This is a genomic window from Flavobacteriales bacterium, assembly GCA_019694795.1.
In the GTDB taxonomy this organism is placed as follows: Bacteria; Bacteroidota; Bacteroidia; order Flavobacteriales_D; family UBA2798; genus UBA2798.
Genome location: JAIBBF010000020.1, coordinates 26,530 through 52,194, shown reverse-complemented (window position 1 = coordinate 52,194; position 25,665 = coordinate 26,530). Strand labels below are relative to the sequence as shown.

At 39.9% G+C, this 25,665-nt stretch carries 21 protein-coding genes and 1 riboswitch; of the genes, 15 read left to right on the top strand and 6 right to left on the bottom strand.

Annotation, left to right across the window (positions count from 1 at the left end; genetic code table 11):
• The 3 genes from K1X56_08145 to K1X56_08135 all read right to left on the bottom strand — a co-directional run.
• Positions 1 to 2,065: TonB-dependent receptor (locus K1X56_08145; GenBank protein ID MBX7094675.1), on the bottom strand; the 2,065-nt coding region annotated here is incomplete at its 3' end.
• 51 nt (positions 2,066 to 2,116) lie between these two features.
• Positions 2,117 to 2,233, bottom strand: a riboswitch (TPP riboswitch).
• Positions 2,234 to 2,256: 23 nt separating this feature from the next.
• Positions 2,257 to 2,790, bottom strand: a complete 534-nt coding sequence (locus K1X56_08140) for an ATP-binding protein (protein MBX7094674.1) — start codon at positions 2,788 to 2,790, stop codon at positions 2,257 to 2,259.
• Positions 2,780 to 3,022, bottom strand: coding sequence for a thiamine-binding protein (locus K1X56_08135; protein MBX7094673.1), 243 nt, complete (start codon positions 3,020 to 3,022; stop codon positions 2,780 to 2,782). Before K1X56_08135 ends, K1X56_08140 begins: the two co-directional genes overlap by 11 nt.
• Positions 3,023 to 3,050: 28 nt before the next feature.
• Between K1X56_08135 and K1X56_08130 the strand changes: the two genes are divergently transcribed.
• From K1X56_08130 to K1X56_08115, 4 genes are all read left to right on the top strand, one after another.
• The gene (locus tag K1X56_08130) at positions 3,051 to 3,845 is read left to right on the top strand and encodes a 1-acyl-sn-glycerol-3-phosphate acyltransferase (GenBank protein MBX7094672.1); all 795 of its coding nucleotides are present in this window, start codon (positions 3,051 to 3,053) and stop codon (positions 3,843 to 3,845) included.
• On the top strand, positions 3,842 to 4,132 hold the full coding sequence (gene gatC, locus K1X56_08125; GenBank protein ID MBX7094671.1) for an Asp-tRNA(Asn)/Glu-tRNA(Gln) amidotransferase subunit GatC: 291 nt from the start codon (positions 3,842 to 3,844) through the stop codon (positions 4,130 to 4,132). The genes K1X56_08130 and gatC overlap by 4 nt, the downstream gene beginning before the upstream one ends.
• A 49-nt stretch (positions 4,133 to 4,181) precedes the next feature.
• Positions 4,182 to 6,449, top strand: a complete 2,268-nt coding sequence (locus K1X56_08120; protein ID MBX7094670.1) for a T9SS type A sorting domain-containing protein — start codon at positions 4,182 to 4,184, stop codon at positions 6,447 to 6,449.
• Positions 6,450 to 6,514: 65 nt separating this feature from the next.
• Positions 6,515 to 8,605: a hypothetical protein gene (locus K1X56_08115; GenBank protein MBX7094669.1), complete on the top strand. Its 2,091-nt coding sequence runs from the start codon at positions 6,515 to 6,517 to the stop codon at positions 8,603 to 8,605.
• A gap of 13 nt (positions 8,606 to 8,618) precedes the next feature.
• Here K1X56_08115 and K1X56_08110 read toward each other — a convergent pair whose 3' ends face one another.
• Positions 8,619 to 10,166, bottom strand: a complete 1,548-nt coding sequence (locus K1X56_08110; GenBank protein ID MBX7094668.1) for a glycine--tRNA ligase — start codon at positions 10,164 to 10,166, stop codon at positions 8,619 to 8,621.
• A gap of 83 nt (positions 10,167 to 10,249) precedes the next feature.
• On the opposite strand from K1X56_08110, the gene K1X56_08105 reads away from it, so the two are divergent.
• From K1X56_08105 to K1X56_08090, 4 genes are all read left to right on the top strand, one after another.
• Entirely contained in the window at positions 10,250 to 10,648 is a 399-nt protein-coding gene (locus K1X56_08105) for a hypothetical protein (protein MBX7094667.1), read from the top strand.
• A gap of 36 nt (positions 10,649 to 10,684) precedes the next feature.
• Complete coding sequence (locus K1X56_08100; protein MBX7094666.1) at positions 10,685 to 11,284, top strand: DUF3109 family protein; 600 nt, start codon at positions 10,685 to 10,687, stop codon at positions 11,282 to 11,284.
• Between the two features lie 565 nt (positions 11,285 to 11,849).
• Positions 11,850 to 12,824, top strand: coding sequence for a ribonucleotide-diphosphate reductase subunit beta (locus K1X56_08095; GenBank protein ID MBX7094665.1), 975 nt, complete (start codon positions 11,850 to 11,852; stop codon positions 12,822 to 12,824).
• Between the two features lie 51 nt (positions 12,825 to 12,875).
• Positions 12,876 to 15,263: a ribonucleoside-diphosphate reductase subunit alpha gene (locus K1X56_08090; protein ID MBX7094664.1), complete on the top strand. Its 2,388-nt coding sequence runs from the start codon at positions 12,876 to 12,878 to the stop codon at positions 15,261 to 15,263.
• Positions 15,264 to 15,386: 123 nt separating this feature from the next.
• On the opposite strand, the gene K1X56_08085 is transcribed toward K1X56_08090, so the two are convergent.
• Positions 15,387 to 16,259 carry a hypothetical protein gene (locus K1X56_08085; GenBank protein ID MBX7094663.1) on the bottom strand — a complete coding sequence of 291 codons (873 nt, stop codon included), beginning with the start codon at positions 16,257 to 16,259 and terminating at the stop codon, positions 15,387 to 15,389.
• Positions 16,260 to 16,467: 208 nt separating this feature from the next.
• Here K1X56_08085 and hemA point away from each other — a divergent pair, with 208 nt between their 5' ends.
• From hemA to K1X56_08070, 3 genes are all read left to right on the top strand, one after another.
• Positions 16,468 to 17,739, top strand: a complete 1,272-nt coding sequence (hemA, locus tag K1X56_08080) for a glutamyl-tRNA reductase (protein ID MBX7094662.1) — start codon at positions 16,468 to 16,470, stop codon at positions 17,737 to 17,739.
• 61 nt (positions 17,740 to 17,800) lie between these two features.
• A complete protein-coding gene (gene hemC, locus K1X56_08075) occupies positions 17,801 to 19,360 on the top strand; it encodes a hydroxymethylbilane synthase (GenBank protein ID MBX7094661.1) in 1,560 nt (519 codons plus the stop codon).
• Positions 19,360 to 20,568: an ATP-binding protein gene (locus K1X56_08070; protein MBX7094660.1), complete on the top strand. Its 1,209-nt coding sequence runs from the start codon at positions 19,360 to 19,362 to the stop codon at positions 20,566 to 20,568. The genes hemC and K1X56_08070 overlap by 1 nt, the downstream gene beginning before the upstream one ends.
• Before the next feature lie 48 nt (positions 20,569 to 20,616).
• On the opposite strand, the gene K1X56_08065 is transcribed toward K1X56_08070, so the two are convergent.
• A complete protein-coding gene (locus K1X56_08065; GenBank protein ID MBX7094659.1) occupies positions 20,617 to 21,816 on the bottom strand; it encodes an acyl-CoA dehydrogenase family protein in 1,200 nt (399 codons plus the stop codon).
• Between the two features lie 69 nt (positions 21,817 to 21,885).
• Between K1X56_08065 and K1X56_08060 the strand changes: the two genes are divergently transcribed.
• From K1X56_08060 to K1X56_08045, 4 genes are all read left to right on the top strand, one after another.
• Positions 21,886 to 22,719 (top strand): DUF4271 domain-containing protein, encoded by an 834-nt coding sequence (locus K1X56_08060; GenBank protein MBX7094658.1) that lies wholly within the window; start codon positions 21,886 to 21,888, stop codon positions 22,717 to 22,719.
• Positions 22,720 to 22,760: 41 nt separating this feature from the next.
• Entirely contained in the window at positions 22,761 to 23,507 is a 747-nt protein-coding gene (locus K1X56_08055) for a uroporphyrinogen-III synthase (GenBank protein ID MBX7094657.1), read from the top strand.
• Positions 23,508 to 23,585: 78 nt separating this feature from the next.
• Positions 23,586 to 23,993 carry a ribonuclease P protein component gene (locus tag K1X56_08050; protein ID MBX7094656.1) on the top strand — a complete coding sequence of 136 codons (408 nt, stop codon included), beginning with the start codon at positions 23,586 to 23,588 and terminating at the stop codon, positions 23,991 to 23,993.
• On the top strand, positions 23,980 to 25,659 hold the full coding sequence (locus K1X56_08045; GenBank protein ID MBX7094655.1) for a S41 family peptidase: 1,680 nt from the start codon (positions 23,980 to 23,982) through the stop codon (positions 25,657 to 25,659). The genes K1X56_08050 and K1X56_08045 overlap by 14 nt, the downstream gene beginning before the upstream one ends.
• The last annotated feature ends 6 nt before the right edge of the window (positions 25,660 to 25,665 follow it).

The following is a 25,665-nucleotide window of genomic DNA, read 5'->3' as shown; positions in this document are numbered from 1 at the left end:
ATAGGTTAAACGTTAATTCCTGTCCGCCGATAACCGAAGGAGAAAATGCCAATTCTGTATTTTTATATTCAATGGTATCTTGTGACCATGTATCCCAATTATCGATAAATTCTTTGTACTGTACTACTTTGTTTTGACTCAGCGTAATATTTCCGGCCCAGGATAACCGCTTATGAATTTGCCACTTTAAATCTAATTCTGCCCCCCGGCGAAAACTTTTATCGATGTTGGTACGGATGTAATTCCCCACATCATTAATTTTTCCGGTTAGCGCTAATTGATTTTTATAAATCATATAATAAATATTAATCCCAACATTGAGTTTGCCGGAACGAAAACGATAACCTGCTTCTATATCATCCATTTGTTCCGGTTTGGGATAAGTACCTGGTCGGGATGAAACAAAATCATCGCGGTTCGGTTCTTTGTTTCCTCTCCCATAAGATGCATAAACTGCATGCTGTTTGGACAATGAATAACTGATTCCAGCCTTGGGATTAAAAAAATTGTATTTCACCGTTTGAACGGAGTCATTAGACAACACTCCAAATCCTAAAAACGTGTAGGACACCAATCGCTCCTGAACATCGATGTAGAAGGACAATTTTTCATTGAAATCGTAATTAGCGCGCAGGTACACATTTGCATCGCGTTTTGTGGCTGTATCGCGGTAGAATTCGTGATCTTTTTCTACACCGGATGAAATTTCTGACCAAATAATTCTTCCGTAATGATAACCGCGATATTCATTCCAACCACCTCCGGCAACTAAATTTAATTTTTCATTTGGTTGAAAACGCAAACTATAAACTGTTCCAAAAAAATGATTATCGAGCCATTTCTGCTGAATCATATCGGCATACAAAATCGTATCGCCACCAATGACAGGATCAGGGACTCCGATTTCATAAAATGATTTATCTGTTTTGTATTGCTCATAATAGCCATATCCGCGGGTATAGTGTAGTGCGATATTGGCAAACCATTTTTCTTTGAATTGTTGATTATAAAAAAGCTGATAATGGGTTTGCCAATAATTGTCCGTTTCATTTTTATAGGAATACGGATTAAAAGTAGGATTGGTCTCGAGTGAATCGTATGGAACACCTCCCCATGCCTGATAGGTGCGTTCTTTACCTGAAAAGATATTCAAACGGACTGAAGATTTTTTTCCAAACCAAGCAGATGAAGTATAGAAAGATTTCAAATCGGAAAATGCTCTGTCAATATATCCATCCGATTTTAAAGAAGAAAGACGTGCATCAAATGAAAATTTGCCATCAATTAATCCTGTTCCTACTTTCAAGTTATTGCGAAGTGTATTAAATGAACCAAATGAATTCCCGAAGGAAGCATATGGTTTTTCATTTACTGTATTTGTTTGAAGATTCACGCTACCGCCAAAAGCTCCTGCTCCATTGGTGGATGTACCCACCCCTCGTTGTATTTGTATATTATCTACAGAACTAGCAAAATCGGGTAAATCGACCCAATAGGTTCCCTGCGATTCAGCATCGTTGAGTGGAATTCCGTTAATGGTCATATTAATTCGCGTGGGATCACTTCCCCGTATACGGATTCCTGTATAGCCAATACCTGTTCCTGCATCGGAGGTAACTACTACCGACGGCGTTTGATCCAAAAGATAAGGCAAATCGACTCCGAGGTTATTTTTTTCAATGGAAGATTTGTCGACGTTAGTAAATGCAATTCCTGTTTTCTCATCTGCCCTGGTACTTTCAATGGTAAATTCTTCCAATTGGTTGACCGATAATTTTAGCTGAATGGTCAGGTCGGAAATTTGATTACTTAATTCGATTTTATGGTTTTGCGTTTCATAACCCACCATGGAGAAAACAATGGTATAGATGCCCTTTGGAATTTTTGTCAAACGAAATTTTCCTTCTGCATCACTGGTGGTACCCATTTGTGTGTTTTGGAGATGAATGCTGACACCTGTTAAAGGTTTTTTTGTTTCATCGAAAATCGTACCCGATAAAACACATTGTGCGTTCATGGATAGGTATAACAACATACCCATGAAAATCATTACTGTTTTTTTCATCGTTTAAATTATTAAGCCAACACTGAGACATGTCAACAAAACAACCTTATTTCTTTCTGCTTTTGTTATTCCTACGCAGGCATTACCCTGATCAGGTTCTTCCCGAAAAGCTAACGGGAAACGGGTATGATCTCAGCCCTTCGTATTAAGGCACCCCGTGTAATTGTGAGACAAAATTATCAATAGATTATTCAATTGTGCAAGTTCTGAGATGAAATTTTTTCCAGAACCATTTGAACTCGCTCTTTCACAGAGCCATCCACCTCCAGAAAATTTCGTTTCTGCAATTTCAACTCGTTTTTATAAACCATATAAAAATAATCTCTTAAATGCGGATGCTCTCTTAATTCATCATACTCCCATTCGATCGAAGTGCCACATAAAATATATAAATCAAATTCCTGCTTTTGATACGCATCTAAAATGGATTCATCACATGTTTGATACTTAAATTCACTCCAGATTTTCATCACCGTCATATCCGTATCCACAACCACATAATCGCAATCATTTTTCAAAGATGCTTCGATTAATTTATTCTGTCCTTCTGCAATTTTAGTTAAATCTTGTATAGTATACTCGCGATGAAGGTCCGTTAAATATTCCCGGGCAAATTCAGGAACATAAACAGCATTTAACTCTTGGGATAATGCAAGTGCCAGGGTTGTTTTACCTGTAGATTCAGGACCCGTCACTGCTATTCGTATGGGTTTTTTATTCGGCAATGGCGTGAATTTTTAAAACAAAGACGGATGGAATTCCTCCTTCAAAATGCAATTTGATTTCTTTCGTCAACTTTTCCATTAGCACATCATATTCCCCTTTAATCATTGTACTTAATGCATTGGTGCTAACTTCAAGTGAATCGTACTTGTTTAATGCTTCAATAAATGCATCAATGGGCGGGATAAAGGAATCCTTTAAAGGATACAGGCTTATTTCTGCAATTGCTTTCATTTTTGTGCAATTTAATGATTCGGTATTAATGAATTCTGTTTATTTTGCCAGTGCAATGTTAGCAGGAATCTTTCATGTAATTTATAAAATCTGGTTCGCCCTCATTTTTATGGCAATAGGAATAGTGTTTTATCCTTTTGCATGGTTGCTTGTCCGCCTGAAATTTACCCGCACTTTATTTTTTCTTCAGACCTATTTTTGGTGGCCTTTACTTCAACTCTTTTTATTTTATCCTATAAAACGAATTAAAAAACAAGGTTTTTATTTTCCGGAGGGACCATTTGTTCTCGTTGCCAATCATCAAAGTTATCTCGACATTCTTGCCATTTTTTCATTGATGCGGGGACGTGTTTTCTTTTTTCTTGGAAAGGAATCGTTAAAAAAATTTCCGATTATCGGTTTATTTTTCAAAGCTCCCCATTTACATGTCCCGATTATTCGGGAAAACAAAAGTGATTCTTCACAATCCTTAAAAATTATTGCTTCAAGAATTGATGATGGGTTTCCCATTGTGATTTTCCCGGAAGGGACTCAGTCGAAAATGGCACCTGTGATGAATCCCTTTAAAGCGGGTGCATTTAAGGTGGCTATTGAAAAACAGGTTCCTGTTGTACCCATTACCTTTTTGAATAACTACAAGCTGCTATCGAAAGTCAATAAGCTAACCGGACCTACCCGACCCGGAATAATGAAAGTGGTTTGTCACCCCCCCATTTCCACCCGGGGTATGGTTTTAGATGATTTATTATCTTTGCAGGAGAAGGTTCAGCTCCTTATTGAGCAGGATCTCCGGGAAGCTTATCCAAAACTCTATTTGAAATGAAAATTGACGACAAAAGTGTTGACCGTATTGCCGAGTTATCGCGACTTGAATTTGATGCTGCGTCGAAAGAAGAAATCAAACAAGATTTAAATCGGATTTTGGGTTTTATCGATAAGCTGGAAGAATTAGACACCTCCAACACCGAACCGCTTATTTTCATGAGTGAAGAAATCAATGTGCTGCGAGAGGATGAAGATAAAAGCACCATCACCCAGGTGGAGGCCTTAAAAAACGCACCCAGAAAAGATTCCGATTATTTCAGGGTACCTAAAGTTTTAAATAAGTAATTATTGCTTCAGGGCAATTCTACCTTATATTTATTAAAAATCTATTGCTATGAAAAAACTACTCGGCATGCTATTGCTGGCATCACCTCTTGTGTCCAATGCACAGTGCACCGACTTATTCTTTTCGGAATACATTGAAGGAACCAGCAATAATAAATCGCTGGAGATTTATAATCCCACTCCAAATCCAATTACGTTAACAGGGAATTACTCGATTAAAAGATATACTAATGGTGGTACGATTGCTACTCCCATTACCTTAACAGGAACCATTAATCCCTATGATGTATTTGTTGTGAGTAATGGATCCTCTTCTCCGATAATTTTAGCGTCAACGGATCTAACTTCAGGTAACATTTCTCATAATGGAAATGATGCTTATGAACTGTTTAATATTACCACCGGAAATGTAATTGACGTAATCGGGCTGGTTGGAAATGATCCGGGAACAGGATGGACCGTTAACGGAGTTACCGCCGGAACGTTGGATCATACCCTGCGCAGAAAACCGAATGTACAAAGCGGAACTACTGTATGGACCGGTGATGGCGAAAACACATGGAATGTTTATCCCGTAAATACATTTACCTATCTCGGATTTCATGTAATGAATACCTGTGGATCATTACTGATAAGTTCTAATTCCGTTGCGGACTTCTGTATGAATAACGGATTTAATTTTACTTCCAATCCAAGTGGAGGAACAGCCCCTTACACTTATGCATGGGAATTTGGAGACGGCACTGTTAATGTGGTGTCAACCCAAAACGGATCCTACACATTTGCTTCGGCGGGAAATTACAATGTAACCTTTGTTGTAACTGATGCCAGCAACAATGTTTATTCTGAAGTTTATTCCATAAATGCATTTCCTGCAGGTCCTGTTGCTTCATTCACTTCTGCACCGATGGATCAGTGTGAACACGATACCTTAACAGTTACAAATACCAGTACAGGAGGAACAGCACCGATAGCTTATAGTTGGGATTTCGATAATGGAAATACATCGAATCAAAGTAATCCTTCTGCTGAAATTTATAGTGCAGGAACCTACACTGTGGTGTTAACTGCAAGCGATGTGAACGGATGTTCTTCTACCAGCAGCAGCAACTTTACGGTGAACCCTCAGGACGATGCAAGTATTTCTTACAGCGATGTAAATTATTGTCCAAGTTCTCCCAATCCGCTTCCAACATTAACTGGAACTTCGGGTGGTACCTATTCCTGCAATGGTTGTTTGATTAATTCAAGTACCGGTGAAATTGACATTGCGAATTCGGGCAATGGTTCTTATACCGTTACCTACACCACATCTGGTACTTGTTCTGCAGTTTCTACCTTCAACATTAACATCAGTGCTACGGGTGCAGATGCAAGCATAACACCGGTGAGTCCTGTTTGCGAATTAACCAGTCCATTTACCCTCACTGCAGCAACAGCAGGTGGTGTTTGGAGTGGAAATGGAATTGTTGACATTAACGCCGGAACATTTGATCCCTCTGCTGCGGGAGTGGGAACTCATACAATTACCTATACCATTAGTGGAAATTGCGGCGATGTTGCAACAACCAGTATCACCGTAAATGCGAATCAGGAAGTAATGATTCTTTCTGCCGACACCGTAATCTGCAATGATATTTTCGGGATTTTCTTATCAGCACAAAGTGGTGGTACCTGGTCCGGCACTTTCGTGAATGATAACAGCAATGGAAACGGATTCTTTTCGTCGGCCGCAATTGCACCGGGTGATTATTACGCCGTGTACACCATTTCCGGATTATGTGGCGATATCGATTCAATATTAATCAGCGTAGCAGCTGCTCCTACCTCCGGATTTAATTATTCGGTGAATGGTTCTACCATCGACTTCACCTCAACTGCAACGAATGCCATCACTTATTTTTGGTCAATAACCGAAGATGGGACCACCGTGAATTTCACCAATGTGAATCCAAGTTACACAATGAGCAACACAAGTGATACAGTTTATGCCTGCTTAACCGTTACCAATAACGAAGGATGCGAATCCATTTTCTGCGAATACATTTATCCAACCGGAGTATCGGAAAACCATCTAGAATTAATTCAGGTTTATCCCAATCCTTTCAATGGAATTATTACGCTAAGCGGGATGGAACAAAGCAGTTCTTATACGGTAGAACTCTTCGATCTCATTGGTAAAATTGTGTTTACCCAACAAATGAATTCCACCAAAAAGACATCCATCAATCTCTCTTCAATTCCGGCCGGAACTTATTTTATTAAGATAAATGATGGCAAAAAAACACGAACAATAAAACTCATTAAAATGAGTTAATCATAAAGGCCGGTTAATCCGGCCTTTTTTTTGAACCAATGATGGTCTCGGGTGTAAAACAAAACATGAAGTATTTATTTCTGATTTCATATCTATTCATTCTTTCCTATGTAAATGGGCAAAACAATTGCTATGATATTTATAACTCCACTCAGAAACCCTGGATCGTAAAGCAATTTTATTCATCGGACCGGAAAACGCTTATCCAGAACGACTCCTGCAATTTATTTTCGAACGGAAAACCGTACCGGCTTTCTTATTTGAAAAATGGTTATCTCTATTATGAAGCTTATTTTGATTTAAGCACCAATAAAAAAATAAGTGAGTTTATCCGCTATTCGGAAAATCCGGGTGCTCAGGGTAAAGATACGCTCTACGGTATTTTCACACGAATGAACCCCAACGGACAACCAGCGGAGCGTTATATCTATTATAAAAATAAAAGCGGACAAATTGTTACCCGCACTTCTTACTTTCTTCCAAATGGGAAAACAAAAAGTACAACGGAAAGCTGTCTGAAAGAAAACGCGTATTCATCCTGCAATTGCGGCGAAAATTTATCGTATGACGACAACGGAAAATTAATTCGTAAAGAAATCTTTTCAGCAAATAATTGTAGCGATGAAGGAGAATTTTCAACCGTACAGGAATTTTATCCCAACGGGAAGATGTTAAGTCAATCCCAACGAAACAATGGAAACCTCAACGGAAAATATATTCAATTCTACCCCAATGGCAGGATTTTAAAAATAGAGCATTATCAAAATGGAACGTTAATAAAAGATGGCATTGCCTATTTTGAAGACGGAGATACTTCCGAATATTTCAGGTATGGAGAAGGATTTCAGCGTGCAGGCTTTGAAAAGCACAAAAACAAAAAAATAAAATCGGAAATCAGATTAAATAAGGAAGGGAACGGGGTTCTAAGAAACTGGAACGAAAACGGGGATTTAATTTCCATTATTCCTTACCAGAACAACAGACCCGGGAATCCCGAATTCGCGAATTTCGAAAATGGAAGAAAAAAAATCCGTACAGCGTTTTCGAATTCCGACACCACTTATGCTTCATGGGACGAAAACGGAACATTGCGTTGTTTAAAAACCACTATGATCTTTAAGGACACTACCCGGGAAACTGAAATTAATTTTGATGAACAGGGATGTCCGCAACAATCCCATATCAAAGACTATTTTTCTAACCGCTTCATTAAAACCACCGAAATAAAATATTACTCCTGCAACAGCATCCGTGAAATCAGAACTTCAATTTTTCAAAATCCTGTGCAAATAGAAATTAAAAACTTTCACAAAAACGGAGAACTTCAGCGCAGCTATCAACTCAAAAATTATAAAATAGATGGCGCGTACCTGGAGTATTCGTCAGAGGGAAAAATCGTAAAACAGTTTCACTATAAGGACGGGTTAAGAAACGGAGAATGCAGGCAATATGAAAAGGAGGTGATCATTCTGGAGAAGAACTATCCCATTACATCACCGGATTTTAATTTTAAGGAATTAACGCAAAGAGAAAAAGCGGTTTATGAGCAAGCCAAAAAGATATTATACAGCCGGCTTAGCAACTTTAGTCAAAACCGCGACACCAACAACATTCCCCCATTGGTCATTCCTCAAAAAAACATTTACGCCATAAGTAAAACCATTTCTGCCTGTGAACAATTCATTCTAAAGGATAGTCTTTGTATACCCCTGATTGAAACTGAATTTGACCCTTACTTTCATTATATCCTGGAAATGGACCTTACCATTCCCTCTAATGAAATAGATTCCTTGTTGAAACATTTGGAATTTGAAATAGTCATGAAAACAAGCAGTGGAAATCTAAATGTGTTCGAATTAAAAAACAAAAATTGCGTGGATCCCGGCGTCTTTAATTTTCTTCAAAAAGAAAAAGCAAGACATTGCCAACTCTACTTTAATTTACCGGTGACCAATGATTTTAATTTCACTTACCAAATTTCATTGAACAAAGAAAACGGTGTTGAAATTCTGACTGCTTCGCATTTTCAACATTGTGCACATGACGAGTATTACAATTTCACATTAGTCATTTATCCCGACCTGGAAATTGAATATCAAAATCAAATGGAGCCCCAAAAAACAAATTTAGGGTTTACCCGAACCATTAAATGGTAGCTGAGTACTTGACTTATTTTAATTGAGCGAGTGCGTTTTTAATGTTTACACGTCCGTCAATTATAGAAGCAAGCTGATCGATAGACACACGTTCCTGTTTCATGGAATCGCGTTCACGAATAGTTACGGTATTATCTTCCAAGGTTTGGTGATCTACCGTTATGCAATATGGGGTACCGATGGCATCCTGACGACGGTATCGTTTTCCGATGGCATCTTTCTCTTCATATTGGCACATGTGATCCATTTTTAACTGATTAAAAATTTCTCTTGCCTTTTCCGGTAATCCATCTTTATTTAATAAAGGAAACACGGCCGCTTTTACCGGTGCTAATACAGGCGGAATACGCAATACTACACGTTCGGAACCGTCTTCCAGTTTTTCTTCGGCAAATGCATTGGAAAGGACTGCCAGGAACATACGATCCAATCCGATGGAAGTTTCCACTACATATGGAACGTAATTTTGATTTAACTCCGGATCGAAATACTGTAATTTTTTACCGGAAAATTTTTCATGATTACCTAAGTCGAAATCGGTACGTGAGTGAATACCCTCCAATTCCTTAAAGCCCATCGGGAAATTAAATTCAATATCGCAAGCCGCATTGGCATAATGCGCCAATTTTAAATGATCATGAAAGCGATAATTTTCATCTCCCATGCCCAGCGATTTATGCCATTTGATACGTGCTTCTTTCCAGTAGTTGTACCATTCCATTTCGGTACCGGGACGAACAAAAAACTGCATTTCCATTTGTTCGAACTCACGCATACGGAAAATAAACTGACGGGCAACAATCTCATTACGGAATGCTTTTCCGGTTTGTGCAATTCCAAAAGGAATTTTCATTCGTCCTGTTTTTTGCACATTGAGAAAATTCACGAAAATACCCTGCGCGGTTTCCGGACGCAGATAGATGGTAGCCGATTCGCCGGCCACTGATCCGAGTTCGGTAGAAAACATCAGGTTAAACTGACGAACCTCGGTCCAGTTTTTAGTCCCCGAAATGGGACAAACAATTTCCTGATCGATTATTAACTGACGCAAGCCTTCGAGGTCATTCTCTTCTAAACAACGTTTCATTGTTGCCTCGATATGATCAATTTTCTCTTTGTTGCGGAGAACATTCGGATTGGTTTGCAAAAACAAAGCTTCCTCGAAAGATCCTCCGAACTTTTTAGCGGCCTTTTCTACCTCTTTGATGATTTTCTGGCGAATTTTTTCAATGTGTTCCTCAAGCAGTACATCAGCACGGTATCTTTTTTTCGAGTCTTTATTATCAATTAATGGATCATTAAACGCATCCACATGTCCGGAAGCTTTCCAGGTGGTGGGGTGCATAAAGATGGCTGCATCGATACCAACAATGTTTTCATGCATTTGTACCATACTCTTCCACCAATACTGGCGGATATTGGATTTCAACTCCGATCCGAGTTGACCATAATCATAGGTTGCGGATAAGCCATCATAAATCTCACTGGATGGAAATACAAATCCATATTCCTTACAGTGACTGATAATCAGCTTTAGTTTGTCTTCGTTTGTTGCGCTCATAATGGATGCAAATGTAAAATAAGTCGATGAATTGTGGTGAATTCCTTTCGGCCGATTGAAAATAAATAGTCTAATTTTGCGCTATGCAACGTGTATTTGTTATCAAGCCTTTATTGCAATTTGGATTAATCTTGATCGGATTGAATCAGGCTATTTTTCTTCTGGCCACCTCTAGTGGTATCGTTCCTTCCGACTTTTATGTGGAAGAGACCGAGGGTCCAATTACCTGGTTTCATATCCTCATGGCGAGTATTGTCCCCGCCCTGGTAGGTTATTTAATGGCTTATCTCTGCTTTCGATTTCTGGATTCAGGGAAAATCGTGTTTACCAGTATTTCCGTTTTGTTTGGGATTTTATCCTGTTTGGGTCCGGTAGGAATTCCCGACGCCCCTCTCAGTTTAATGGTGCTGTTGATTCTGCTGCACATCACCACGGGTGGACTAATAACGCTTGCCGGACGGAATGCCATGACCGAAATTTAGTTTCTGTCCCTTTTTTTACTTTTCTTATTTTTGAGCATGATAATTATTGACGATAAGTTGGTTTCGGATGATCTTTTGGAAAAAAAGTTCGTTTGCGATTTAAACGCCTGTAAAGGTGCTTGTTGTATTGAAGGTGATTCCGGAGCTCCTTTAGAAGATGATGAACTGGAAATACTCGATTCCATTTATAAGAAGGTAAAACCTTTTTTAAGGAAAGAGGGCATTAAAGCCATTGAAGAGCAAGGCACCTATGTGAAGGACGATGATGGTGAATTTGTTACTCCCTTGGTAAACGGAGCTGAGTGTGCCTATGTAATTTTCGATGAAAAAGGGATAACGAAATGTGGTATTGAACTTGCCTGGGAAAAGGGAAAAGTAAATTACCGCAAGCCGATCAGTTGTCAGCTCTACCCCATTCGCGTTTCCAAAACCAAAGCGGGGGATGCTTTAAATTATCATCAATGGCCCATTTGTAAACCGGCCTGCACCTGTGGTGATAAGTTAAATGTGAAGGTTTATCGTTTTTTAAAGGAACCTATCATCCGCAAATACGGAGAAGAATTTTTCGCCCAGCTGGCTGAAGCCGATCAATTGCTTGAGGATGAAAAGAAATCAAGCAGGAAACCGAAGTCCTAAATCCGTTTACCGCATATAAAATAAGATTCTCTGCCTGAAAAGCAAGGAATTTTTGTCGAAATTTTATTCACCTACTTTTTGTTAAAACTATGATTTGCATGCCTTCCTTTTAAGGCTGCATTTTATAGAAATTGTTATCCGGATTCGGTGACGAATCTTATCGTTTTTTGACATGGAGGAAACAATTTTTTTGCATTGAACGCAATTGTTTATTTCTTTTTTCATGAATTGATTAACAATCGTACAAAGCCCGAATAGCAAGGCTTTCAGAACATCTATTGTCGGGAAGCCTTAATAATAAAGGCATGTTGTATTGGTTAAAAAAGTCATGTTGAAAACTTAAACTTAATGTGGATTAAAATGCTTTGCCGAAGGATTCTTTTTTTCCAATTTTTGTCTCCCCGCTCAACGCGTTCTTTTTGCCGACAAATCACTGCAAAAAGGAAACCAACATAGAAGAGACAGACTTACTGAATATCAGGCTGAATTGCCGGCCTGAAGGTAGGATTGTCGCCTCTAATGAAAGCGGAAGGGAAACAAAACGATACTAATTGAAACGAATTATATGGAACAGTTTGAGCCTATATTAAAAGAGAACAAAGACCGCTTTGTGCTCTTTCCTATTGTACATAACGACATTTGGTCGTTTTACAAAAAGGCGGAAGCCAGTTTCTGGACAGCCGAGGAGATTGACCTTGGTGCAGATTTGTGGGATTGGGAGAATAAATTAAACGATGATGAGCGTCACTTCATCAAGCACGTGCTGGCCTTCTTCGCGGCGAGTGACGGAATTGTAAACGAGAATCTCGCTGAAAATTTCGTACGAGAAGTACAGTACACAGAAGCTAAATTCTTTTATGGATTCCAGCTTACGATTGAGAACATTCACAGTGAAACCTATTCACTGTTGATTGACACTTACATCAAGGATCCGATTGAAAAAGACCGTTTGTTCCATGCCATTGAAACCTTGAGTTTCGTACAGAAAAAAGCAGAGTGGGCCCTCAACTGGATTTCTAAGGGTACGTTTGCAGAAAGACTTGTTGCTTTTGCTGCGGTTGAGGGTATTTTCTTCTCTGGTAGCTTCTGTTCTATTTTCTGGTTAAAAAAGCGTGGACTGATGCCTGGTCTAAGCTTCTCGAACGAACTTATCTCGCGCGACGAAGGACTGCATTGTGATTTTGCTTGTTTGCTTTACAACAATCACCTGGTGAACAAACTCGACAAGAAAATCGTAGAACGTATTATTACGGAAGCAGTAGAAATTGAGAAGGAATTTGTTGGTGATGCTTTACCGGTTAAACTCATCGGGATGAATGCTGACCTGATGAAGCAATACATTGAGTTTGTTGCCGACCGTTTATTAGTAGAATTAGGAAACCCTAAAGTGTATAATGTTACCAATCCATTCGACTTTATGGATATGATTAACCTGCAGGGTAAAACCAACTTCTTCGAAAAACGTGTTGGAGAATACCAGAAAGCCGGTGTATTATCCAACAAAGAAGAAAACAAATTCAGTCTCGACGAAGACTTTTAAACGAACCCACCAGACTAAACCAAATATTAACAGCCTAAACCAACCAGTAGCATGTTTGTAGTAAAAAGAGATGGCCGCAAGGAATCGGTACAATTCGACAAAATCACTGCCCGTATCAAGAAATTGTGTTACGGACTGAATCCGATTGTAGACCCGGTATCTGTTGCGATTAAAGTAGTGGAAGGGATTTACGACGGAGTTACCACTTCCGAGCTGGACAATCTGGCCGCAGAAGTAGCAGCAACAAACACGATCAAGCATCCGGATTATGCCCTGCTTGCATCACGTATTGCAGTTTCCAATCTTCATAAGAACACGAGAAAATCCTTCTCGTTAGCAATGAAAGATTTGTACGACTATGTAGACGCCCGCACCAATGAGCGCGCTTCGCTTCTTGCAGATGATGTTTATGATATCATTCAAAAGAATGCTGAATTTTTAGATTCAACTATTATTTACGACCGCGATTTCCGTTTTGATTATTTCGGATTTAAAACCCTTGAGCGTTCATACCTCCTCAAGCTTCACGGTAAAGTAGCAGAGCGTCCGCAGCACATGTTTATGCGTGTTGCTATCGGAATCCACAAAGAAGATTTGAAAAGTGCGATTGAAACCTATCACTTAATGAGTGAAGGATGGTTTACACACGCCACACCAACTTTATTTAACGCCGGTACCCCAAAACCACAGATGTCATCTTGCTTCCTTCTTACCATGAAGAAAGATTCGATCAGTGGAATTTACGATACACTTACACAATGTGCTAAGATTTCACAAAGTGCAGGTGGTATTGGATTAAGCATCCACGATATCCGTGCTACAGGTTCTTACATTAAAGGAACCAACGGAACTTCAAATGGTATCGTGCCGATGCTGCGTGTATTTAACGATACAGCTCGCTATGTAGACCAAGGCGGAGGAAAACGTAAAGGATCCTTTGCAATTTACCTCGAGCCATGGCATGCTGATGTTTTTGATTTCCTTGATTTGAAAAAGAATCACGGTAAAGAAGAACAACGTGCACGTGACCTATTCTACGCTCTCTGGATTCCGGATTTGTTCATGCAACGTGTAGAAGACAATGGCGACTGGACGTTAATGTGTCCGAATGAATGTCCAGGTCTGAGCGACACCTATGGAAAAGCGTTTGAAGAACTTTACACCCGCTACGAACGCGAAGGTAAAGGCCGCAAAACGATTAAAGCGCAAGATCTCTGGTTCAAGATCATGGAATCTCAAATTGAAACAGGAACTCCGTATATGCTTTACAAAGATGCATGTAATGAGAAATCCAATCAGAAGAATCTTGGTGTAATTAAATCATCCAATTTGTGTACTGAGATTATGGAGTACACAGCACCGGACGAAGTTGCTGTTTGTAATCTTGCTTCTATCGCATTACCAAAATTTGTGAAAGATGGTGAGTTTGATCATCAGCGTTTGTTTGAGATCACTTATCATGTAACAAAAAATCTGAATAAGATTATCGATTACAATTACTATCCGGTACCGGAAGCGCGTAAAAGTAATTTACGTCACCGTCCGATCGGAATTGGAGTACAAGGTCTTGCTGATGCATTCATTCTGATGCGTTATTCATTTGACAGTCCGGAAGCCCGCAAATTAAATCAGGAGATTTTCGAAACGATTTATTACGCTTCATTGACTTCATCCAAAGATCTTGCAAAAGAATTTGGTCCTTACGAAACCTACGAAGGTTCACCCATTTCTCAAGGTATCTTCCAACAAGACATGTGGGGAGTAAGTCCAAGTTCACGTTGGGAATGGGATGTATTGCGCGATGAGATCAAACAACATGGTGTACGCAATTCATTATTGCTCGCACCAATGCCAACTGCATCTACTGCACAAATCCTTGGAAACAATGAGTGCTTTGAACCATACACCAGCAACATTTTCACACGTCGTGTATTAGCCGGTGAGTTTATTGTGGTGAACAAACACCTCATGAGAGACCTCGTGAAATTGGGTATCTGGAATGAAGGATTAAAAAATAAAATTGTTGCCGCAAACGGTTCCGTTCAGGACATTCCTGAAATTCCGCAGAACCTTAAGGACATCTATAAAACCGCTTGGGAAATCAGTCAGAAATCCATCATTGAAATGGCTGCCGACCGTGGAGCGTTTATTGACCAAAGTCAGTCGCTTAACATCTTTATGGAAAATGCCAATTTCGGTAAACTGACCTCCATGCATTTCTATGGTTGGAAAAAAGGATTAAAAACCGGTATGTACTATTTGCGTACTAAAGCCGCTACTGATCCCATTAAATTCACACTCGAAAAACAAGCACAAAAAGAAATACTTCCGCTTAAAGAACGCACCAATGCAGAGATTGAAGCTCAGAAAGAGCAAGACATGGCTGCTATTGCTTGTTCACTCGACAATCCGGAAGGTTGCGAGATGTGCGGAAGCTAATACGTATTCAACGCGCTGTTCCGGTCCTCCTGAAATGCCGGAACATCAACAACAACTACCTCCTAAAAAAAGCCCGGACAGATTGCCCGGGCTTTTTTTCTTGTATGCCATTTTCCTATTTCATCAAATTTCGAATTCCTGCACAAGTAATACTTTGTCGCCCCCATTAATAACCACCTCGTATTTCCCCTTTTCCCAGCCTTTAACGCGCAAATTAAAGTCGTAGGCAAATTTTCCCGCCCGCGGCACATGCATTGAACCTGGGAGCTTATAATCGTTGGAGCCATTCCCCGATTTAATTAAAGCAGTTATGTCCATGGGTGCTTCTGTTCTAAATTCAATCATGCCCTCCACTGATACCGGATCACTATTAATAAAGCCATCTTCTGCAATGGTATGGTTGGATCGTTTAGAAAACCACACATCTTTTTGTTTGGTAATTCTGCAAACTTCTTTCCGCAAATCATTGGTGGGACTTCCCTCCTCATTATAAATTCCGGAAACTGAATTTCCATCAGAAACACACCAAACCGCCTCCTGAGAAACTCCATCAGAAAATTTTTTCCCATTCATAAATTTTGCCAACTCCAGCAAGGCAGGATTAGATGATTGTTCAAATGAAAAACCAATTCCACCAGATGGCGACCGGTCGGAGGCCTGACAACAATAACCTTTCACTTTAAACGGAAGTTTTTGACCTTTTTGCAAAGCCAGAACCTGATCGGTTACCACAAAAATATCTTGCATCCCTTCGTCGGCAGGATGAAAAACTCCACCGGAAGGAATGACAACATTAATTTTTTTTCCGCTGGTGTTCACCACATCCAACTGGACACACTCCCCACTGTATCCACCTAAGGAGGTAGCATCCACCGAAATCATTTTTTTATCTATTGCTTCACGTAGTGATATGGTGTCCGGTTCAGGAATAATTACCTGACTGGTAAAAGCGCAACACATAAAAATTGAACCGACAAACAAATGCTTTTTACTCATAGCTCCTCCTTTTTCCTATATATGCAGATAAGGCTAAAATGGTTACAACAAATCCTGATGAAAGTCAGAAACACGCTGAAACCATTGAAAATAAAGGGGTATAGCGGCTTCGTCTTATTTAGAACGACTCTAAAAAGCTCCTATGACAATTTCATGACAATACAAAAAAGTCCATTGTTGAAATTTGAGAAGGAAAATACAGAGAAGCGTGAAGAATTTCAGAGTTATTGCCTTAACACACAAGAAGGCAAATTTAGAAGATATCGGACAATTCCACATCGAGGATAGTCAGCAGGAAATGCGTTTACGCAATTTGAAATCGAATGCGCGCTTAGAAGAGTTAATGTATTTATCTACCTGCAACAGGGTTGAATTTTATTTTGTGAACCGTGAAGAAAATGATGATGATTTTTTAATTGAATTCTTTCATGCATTTAATCCGGGTTGGACAGAAACGCAATTGCAAAAAGCAGTTCGTTCCTGCGAATACTATAAGGGAGAAAAAGCCATTCGCCACGTATTTAACGTAGCTTCTTCATTAGACTCAATGGTAATTGGAGAACGCGAAATTATTACTCAGGTTAGAACATCTTACGAGAAGAGTCAGCAAATGGGTTTAACCGGCGACATGATTCGTCTGGTAATGAAAAAAACAGTTGAAGCAGCAAAAGAAGTTTATACGCATACCGATATTGCTACCAAACCGGTAAGTGTAGTTTCATTGGCATTTCGTAAATTAAAAGAACATAATGTGCATGAAGATGCACGGATATTATTTATTGGTGCGGGTCAAACCAACACCAACATGGCTCGATTCCTAAAGAAAAACGGATTTAAAAATTTCATCGTTTTCAATCGCTCAATGGGAAATGGTCTTGCCCTGGCCAATGAATTGAAATGCGAATTAAGAGAGCTCAAAGATTTATCTGCATACAAAGAAGGATTTGACGTTATCATTACCTGCACGGCCTCTGCGGAGCCGATTATTACACGCGAAATTTATGAATCGCTTCTGGAAGGTGATCAGCATGCTAAAGTAGTAGTAGATTTAGCTATTCCGAATGATTTCGATAAATCCATTTGTGGAATTCACAAAGTGAAATTGATTGATGTGGAAAATCTGAAAGAAGAAGCAGAAATCAATTTGAAAGAACGCGAAAAGGAATTGCACCGTTGCAATGCGATTATTGATCATCTGATGGATGAGTTCCGTGAAGTATACAGAGCACGTCAGGTAGAACGCGCCATGTCGGAAGTTCCGCATAAAATGAAGGAAATAAAAGAACTGGCGATTCAATCCATTTTTGCGAAAGAAATTGCTTCGATGGATGAACATTCCAAAGAAACGCTGGATAAAATTCTGGCTTATCTGGAAAAAAAATACATCAGTCTGCCAATGAAAATGGCAAAAGAAATTCTGCTCGACAACGCAGCTGATTCGCAGAAAAAACAAGAGGAAAAAACAGAACAACTCTCCTGATTCTGTTAACGATATTTCTTATCTTTCCCCTCTCCGTGAGGGGTTTATTTTTTTAATGAACATGAAACACATTACTATAGGATCAAGAGGCAGTGACCTTGCTTTATGGCAAGCTCATTTTGTACAATTGGAATTAAAACGCATCGGAATTGAATCTACCATTGAGATTATTAAAACCCAGGGTGATCAGATTCAACACCTGAGCTTTGATAAAATGGAAGGAAAAGGATTCTTCACCAAAGAAATTGAAGAAGCGCTGCTCCAGAAAAAAATTGACCTGGCCGTTCATTCGCATAAGGATTTGGAAACGACTGAGGTAAAAGGATTAAAAATTGCTGCCGTTAGCTATCGTGAAGATCCTTCGGATTTATTGCTGATTCGTAAAGAAGCGGTGGATCGTACGGAGAAATTCAATCTGAAAAAAAATGCCAATGTAGGAACCTCATCGGCCCGACGTAAATCGCAATTATTACTTTACAGACCCGATCTGGATTTAAAAGATCTGCGCGGAAATGTCCCTACCCGTATACAAAAATTAAAAGATGGTCAATACGATGCCATCATGCTGGCAAAAGCGGGAGTAGAACGTTTGCAAATTGACCTCAGCGATTTTTTCACCGAATGCCTGGATCCCCGGGAATTTGTTCCTGCACCTGCACAAGGCGTTTTAGCTTTACAAATTCGCGATAACGATCCTGAACTTTCCATGGCGATTGCGAAGCTCAACCATGGCGATATTCAGTCGAACATTGAAATTGAACGTAAACTATTAAATCAACTACAGGGAGGATGTCAGCTTCCCCTTGGTGCTTATTGCATTGCTGAAAAAGAAAAAACCAAATTGTGGGTTTCTGTAGCCAATACCTGGAATTCGATTCCCAAGCGATTATATCTGGAGACCAATCAACCTGAAAATCTGGTGAACGATGCACTGCGATTAATCCAACAAAAAAGCGGAAAACGAGTTTACATCAGCAGAAATCTGAAACCTGCCGATTATTTCTATCGTGCTCTTGCCGCCAATGGTTATTCGGTACATGGGGTTTCCATGACACGTTATCAGGAAGTACCTTTTACCGGAATTCCGGATTGTGATTGGATCTTTTTCTCTTCTAAAAACTGCGTAAAATATTTTTTCAGCCAGAATCCAAAAATTCCGAAAGGAGTAAAAATCGGAAGCATTGGCGGTTCTACAGCCGAAGCCTTAAAGAAAAAAGGAATTCTGTGCGATTTTACCGGAACATCGAATGATACCGTTGAAATCGGAAAACAGTTTGCTGAGATTGCTGATGGAAAACAAATATTGTTTCCACAATCTACCGCAAGTTTCAGAACCGTTCAAAAACAATTTCGCGATCAGAAGCAGCTGACCGAAATGGTCGTTTACGAAACCATTGCCGATGATGAAGCAGAAATTCCTGATGCCGATATATTAGTGTTTACCAGTCCAACCAACGCTCTCATTTACCTGCGCAAAAAGAAAATATCTGCCCATCAAATTGTAATTGCCATTGGAAAATCGACCGCCGAAGAATTAAAAAACAACGGCGTACAACAGATGATTTTACCCTGGAACACCAGTGAACTGGCAATGGCCGATGCCGTTTGCTCATTAGGATGATGGATGTTTTAAAGCCCATATTAAAACTTGCTGATTTAGGAAGAGCCCCTCTACCCGATCAGATACAACGCCGACTTTTTCGTGCAACGAATTTACTGACCATTAACGCCATGTTTTGGTTGTTGTTTGCGGTTGCGTATGATTTTGTGAACGGCAACATTTCTACTTCACTTGGACCGAAAGTCCTACCCCCCGTTGTACTGTTTCAATTTTTGGTTTTATGGCTTAATGTAAAAGGCAAAACCAATCTGGCGATAACATTACTGAATCTGAGTTGCGGAACCATCCTTACCTTTTTTTCTATTCGGGATGGGGCAGATTCGATGGTTCATTTGCATTTTATTTCGGTTATTATTGGCACCACCATAATGTTTGCCCGCAAAGAATCGGTGGTTTATTTTTTCATCAATTTCGGATTTACGCTGGCCTGCATTATTCTTGTCCTTGTCAGTTTTCAATTGAAATGGAATACGGTTCCTTTTACTAAGGAAGAATTAGAATCGACCCGTAATCTTCATTTTTTTATTTTACTGTTTGTTTCGCTTTTCTTTTCCGTGATTGTGATCATTACGTTTAGCCGACAACAAAACGAATTAAAAAAAGCGCTGCATGAAAAAGAAATTCTTCTCTCTGAAGTATTTCACCGTGTGAAAAATAACATGGCGGTAATTCTGGGATTAATTAATCTGAAAAAATACCAATCAGAAAACCCGGAAACCATCGATGCACTTCACCAATGTCACATGCGTGTGATGTCGATGGCCATGGTTCATAACCGTATTTACCATAGTAAATCGTTGCACCGGATTGAATTGGATGCTTACTTAAAAGAACTTAGTCAGGAAATTTTAAATTCAATGGGCGATCAAAAGCAGATTGAAATATTCCAGGATTATGATTCCGTTTTATGTGATATAGCAGTGGCCATTCCGCTCGGACTGATCACCAATGAAATTCTGACCAATGCCTATAAGCACGCCTTTCCGGATAATAAAGGAAAAATAGAAATTCGTTTGAAGGAACAGAATAAACAAATTCAGTTTTCCATTAAAGATGATGGTCGCGGTTTACCCGATAAAAAATCGAATTCCGATTCATTAGGCATGACCCTGATTGATGCTTTATGTGAACAAGTGGATGCAAAATATTCGTTCACCAACGATCATGGTTTGTTATTTGAAATGAAGTTCGCTCTAAGTGAAAAATAAAAAAGCCTCCGATGTTCAGGAGGCTTTCGTAGTATTTTAAATAATCAATTATTTCGACAAAGGCGCTGTTTTGAATGCAGAGATTCCTGTGATATCGGCACCGGTAATCAGCAAGTGAACATCATGTGTTCCTTCGTAAGTGATAACCGATTCCAGATTCATCATATGACGCATAATGGAATATTCATTGGTAATACCCATCGCTCCGTGAATTTGTCGCGCTTCTCTTGCAATGGAAATTGCCATATGCACATTGTTTCGTTTTGCCATTGAAATTTGCGCAGATGTTGCTCTTCCTTCATTACGCAATACACCTAATCTCCAGGTGAGCAATTGCGCTTTTGTAATTTCGGTTAACATCTCAGCTAATTTTTTTTGCGTCAACTGAAACGCTGCAATAGGAACATCGAACTGAATGCGTTCCATGGAATATCTTAATGCTGAATCGTAGCAATCCATTGCTGCACCAATTGCACCCCAGGCAATTCCGAAACGTGCCGAATCGAGACAGCTTAAAGGAGCACCGAGTCCTGATTTACCGGGAAGGATATTTGCTTTTGGTACTTTCACATTATTAAAAATCAATTCACCGGTGGCCGATGCGCGCAAACTCCATTTACCGTGCATTTCGGGAGTGGAAAATCCTTCCATTCCGCGTTCAACGATTAAACCGTGAATTCTTCCGCTTTCATCTTTTGCCCAAACCACTGCAATTTGTGCAAAGGGTGCATTGCTGATCCACATTTTTGCTCCGTTAAGGATAACATGATCGCCGGCGTCTTTAAAATTGGTGATCATTCCACCCGGATTGGATCCGTAGTCGGGCTCTGTTAATCCGAAACATCCGATCCATTCACCGGATGCCAGTTTTGGCAGGTATTTCTTTTTTTGTTCTTCCGATCCGAATTTATAAATCGGATACATCACCAATGAACTTTGAACTGAAGCAGTAGAACGTAATCCGCTATCGCAACGCTCTAATTCCTGCATGATTAATCCGTATGAAATCTGATCTAATCCTGCACCGCCATATTCAGTTGGAATATAGGGTCCGAATGCGCCGACTTCGGCTAATCCTTTAACCACATTGTGAGGGAAGGTTGCTTTTTCATAATGCTCCTCAATAATTGGTGAAACTTCTTTTTTCACCCATGCACGTGCTGCATCGCGAACCATTTTATGTTCGTCGGTAAGCAAATCGTCGAGCTGATAATAATCGGGAGCCTGGAATAAATCGGTCTTTGCCATTTTTTAACTGTTTGCGACAAAAATAACTAAAAAAATCACAGTCGGACTTACACACTTGTTATCGGCAATATGTCTATTTTTGACCCCATGCCGGGTATTGACAGTTTACAACAAGAAAGCGCTCCATTTGTTCTTTTGGGCAAGGGTTCGCTCTTACCAGAAAAACCCGACAGTTCTGCCCTGATCAACATGAAAAGCAGTCTTGAACAATCGCTGGATTGGGGAAGCGGACTTCAGCTTCACGAAGTGAAAAAGGGGAATGATGTATGGATGTTTGTTTTATTGACCCTTTTGGTAGGCACGGTTGCTGTTTTAAGGTTAGGTTATCACAATAAATTTCGTCAACTCACCGACGCATTTATTTCTGCCCGATACATGAAGCAACTGATGCGGGAGGAGTTGGTTTTAAGTCACCCCTTCTCGATTACCTTCTTATTGAACTATGCCTTTAGCGGGGGATTATTAATTTTTTGGGCCTTGCACTTTTTCTCCATTTCCTGGTTGAACCTGCCCGATTTTTTAGAATTTTTAATCATTAGTGGCGCATTGTTTCTTTTTCTACTGATCAAAAGCATCATACATCTGATTACCCAATTTATTATTGGGGAAGACGGGGGCTTAACTGAAAACCGGTATGCCTTGTTACTTTTTCCTGAAATAACCGGGATTTTACTCCTTCCTTTCGCCATTCTGGCCAGTTTTGGTCCTGATTACCTTTTTGTTCCGTCGCTGCTCATTGCCGGTTCCTTGTTTCTTATGATCTACCTCTACCGGATTGGAAGGGGAATTCTTGCCGGACTAAATGCAGGGAGTGGTGTTGTTTTTATTTTTTTATATCTTTGCGCGCTTGAAATCCTGCCCTTAATCGTAACGATAAAGGTGTTGGTGAGCAAAATTGGCTGATTAGCCGACAACTATTAGGAACGGATATAAAATTTACTGCTTTGGCGATCAAAACGATTCTCGTTTCTCAGGCTCCTCCGGAATCGGAGAAGAACCCTTATGCGGAGCTGGCAAAAAAGCACAAGCTTAAGGTTGACTTTCGTCCATTTATCCATGTGGAAGGTGTTGACAGTAAAGACCTGCGTAAAGAAAAAGTAAGTATCCAGGAACACACTGCAGTGATTATGACGAGTCGTAATGCCGTGGATCATTTTTTCCGTGTTTGTAAAGAGCTTCGTTATACCGTTCCCGATACAATGAAATATTTTTGCATCAGCGAATCGACTGCTTATTACCTGCAGAAATATGTGGTTTACCGCAAACGCAAAATTTTTCACGGCAAACAGAAATTTATTGAGTTACTGGATGTGATAAAGAAACATAAAGACGAAGTATTTCTTCTTCCCTGTTCCGACATCCACAAGCAGGAAATCACCGACGTACTGGACCAGCACAATATCAAATACACCAAATCCATCATGTACCGCACGGTAGCCAGTGACCTGAGTGATCTGGCAGATATTAAGTACGACATGCTGGTATTCTTTTCGCCACAAGGAATTGAATCGCTGTTAAAGAATTTTCCAAAGTTCAAGCAGAATAAAACCAGGATTGCTGCATTTGGGGCTACCACTGCAGCCGCTGTTAAGTCGGCCGGTTTACGCTTAGACGTTCAGGCACCGATGCCCAATGCTCCGAGTATGACAATGGCGATTGAGCATTTTATAAAAAACGATAAGGAAAAATAATTCCTCCCCTCTTATTTCCCATTGCGAAACCAGAAAGATGGCATTAGTTGCTTATCTTGTGGCATAAACATTTCTCCATTGAACACATTCCGTAAAACGGAAAGGCTTTGCAGCAAAAAATCCATCGATGCACTTTTTATGGAAAAAAAGTTCATCAATGCTTTTCCCTTTCGTTTGTTTTGGGTGCATGCCGATGCGGAAGCCAAGGCACAGGTTTTGTTTACAGTTCCGAAACGGAAATTTAAACGGGCTCACGACCGGAACCGGATTAAACGGCAAATGCGGGAAGCTTATCGGTTAAACAAAGGCATTTTGTATGATGCTCTTGACAAATCGGATAAGCATATTGCTTTGGCGATCCTGTTCACAGGCAATGAGCATCCCGAATGGGAAACGGTTAGCCGTAAAATAATCTTACTTTTACAACGTTTGACAGAAGAGCTTAATTCTTCTAAAAATTTGAATACAGAACATGAAGCGCAGTAAACAATTTCTTATCGTAGGCCTATTGGCAGCAATTTCGGGTATAGTCGGATATTCTTTTCGTCCGGTTCCCTCGAATGAATTTGAGATGTCGAAAAACATCGAGATTTTCGGTGCGGTGTATAAGGAGTTGAATGCGTATTACGTTGATGAGCCTATGCCCGGAAAATTGATGAAAGATGGTATTGACGCCATGCTGGAATCATTGGATCCTTATACCGTTTTTTATCCTGAATCGGACATTGAAGATTATCGCTTTATGACTACAGGTCAATATGGTGGTATCGGTGCTGTTATTCGCAAAAACGGGGAGTATTCGCAAGTGGCGGAACCTTATGAAGGATATCCTGCGATGAAAGCCGGTCTGATTGCCGGTGATATGATTTATGAAATTGACGGGAAGTCAATCAAAGGAATGACCAGTGATGAAGTGAGTCGCTTTTTAAAAGGTGCTCCCGGTACAAGTTTAAAATTAAAAGTCAAACGTGAAGGAACCGAAGGCTTCATGGAAAAAACACTGGTGCGTGAAGAAATAAAAATTAAAGATGTTCCTTATTACGGCATGATTGATCAACAAACCGGATACATCAAACTGAATAGTTTTACCAATACAGCGAGCGCCGAAGTAAAGGATGCATTTAAAAATCTGAAAGAAAAACACGGCATGAAACAACTGGTTTTTGATTTGCGCGGAAACGGTGGTGGATTGCTGACTGAAGCAGTGGCAATTGTCAATATTTTTGTCCCACGTGGAACAGAAATTGTTCGCCAAAAAGGCCGGATGCCGAATATGAATGCTGTTTATCCTGCCAAGGAAGAACCACTGGATTTAAACATGCCATTAGTGGTTTTAATTGATGAAGGATCCGCCTCTGCCTCTGAAATTGTATCCGGTTCCATTCAGGATCTGGACCGTGGTGTAGTAGTTGGACAGCGTTCCTACGGAAAAGGTCTGGTGCAACAAACGCGTACGCTACCCTACAACAGCATGATGAAATTGACCGTAGCTAAATATTATACTCCAAGCGGAAGATGTATTCAGAAATTAGATTACAGTCACAAAGACCAAAGCGGAAAAGCGACGGTAGTTTCTGATTCATTGATTAAAAAATTCAAAACCAAAAATGGCCGGGAAGTTTTTGACGGAAGAGGTATTGATCCGGATGTGAATGTTGAGATGAAGGAATACAGTCGAATCGTTGCCAGTCTTTATGCCCAGAATATTATTTTCGATTACGCCACTAAGTTTCACCGTGAAAACAATTCGATTACGAATGCCAAAGAATTCCGTTTTACGGATGCTCAATACAACGATTTTCTTGCTTTTGTAAAAAACAAAGAATACTCGTACAAGACCATGAGCGAAGAAAAATTCGAAGAGCTGAAAAAAACAGCCGAGCGCGAAAAATATTTTCAGGGAGCCGAATCGGAATTTGAGGCCTTGCTTAAAAAAGTACAACCCAGCAAAGAAACCGACTTAATGCGTTTTAAAGACGAGATCATTGAATTCATCGAATCGGAAATTGTGGGTCGTTATTACTACCAAAACGGCAAAATAGAACACACCCTGCGCACCGATCCGGAAATTATTGAAGCCATTAAAATATTTAATGACCCTTCTCGTTATAAGGGTATTCTTAACGGAAGCATCAAAACCGATAAGAAATAACTCTCC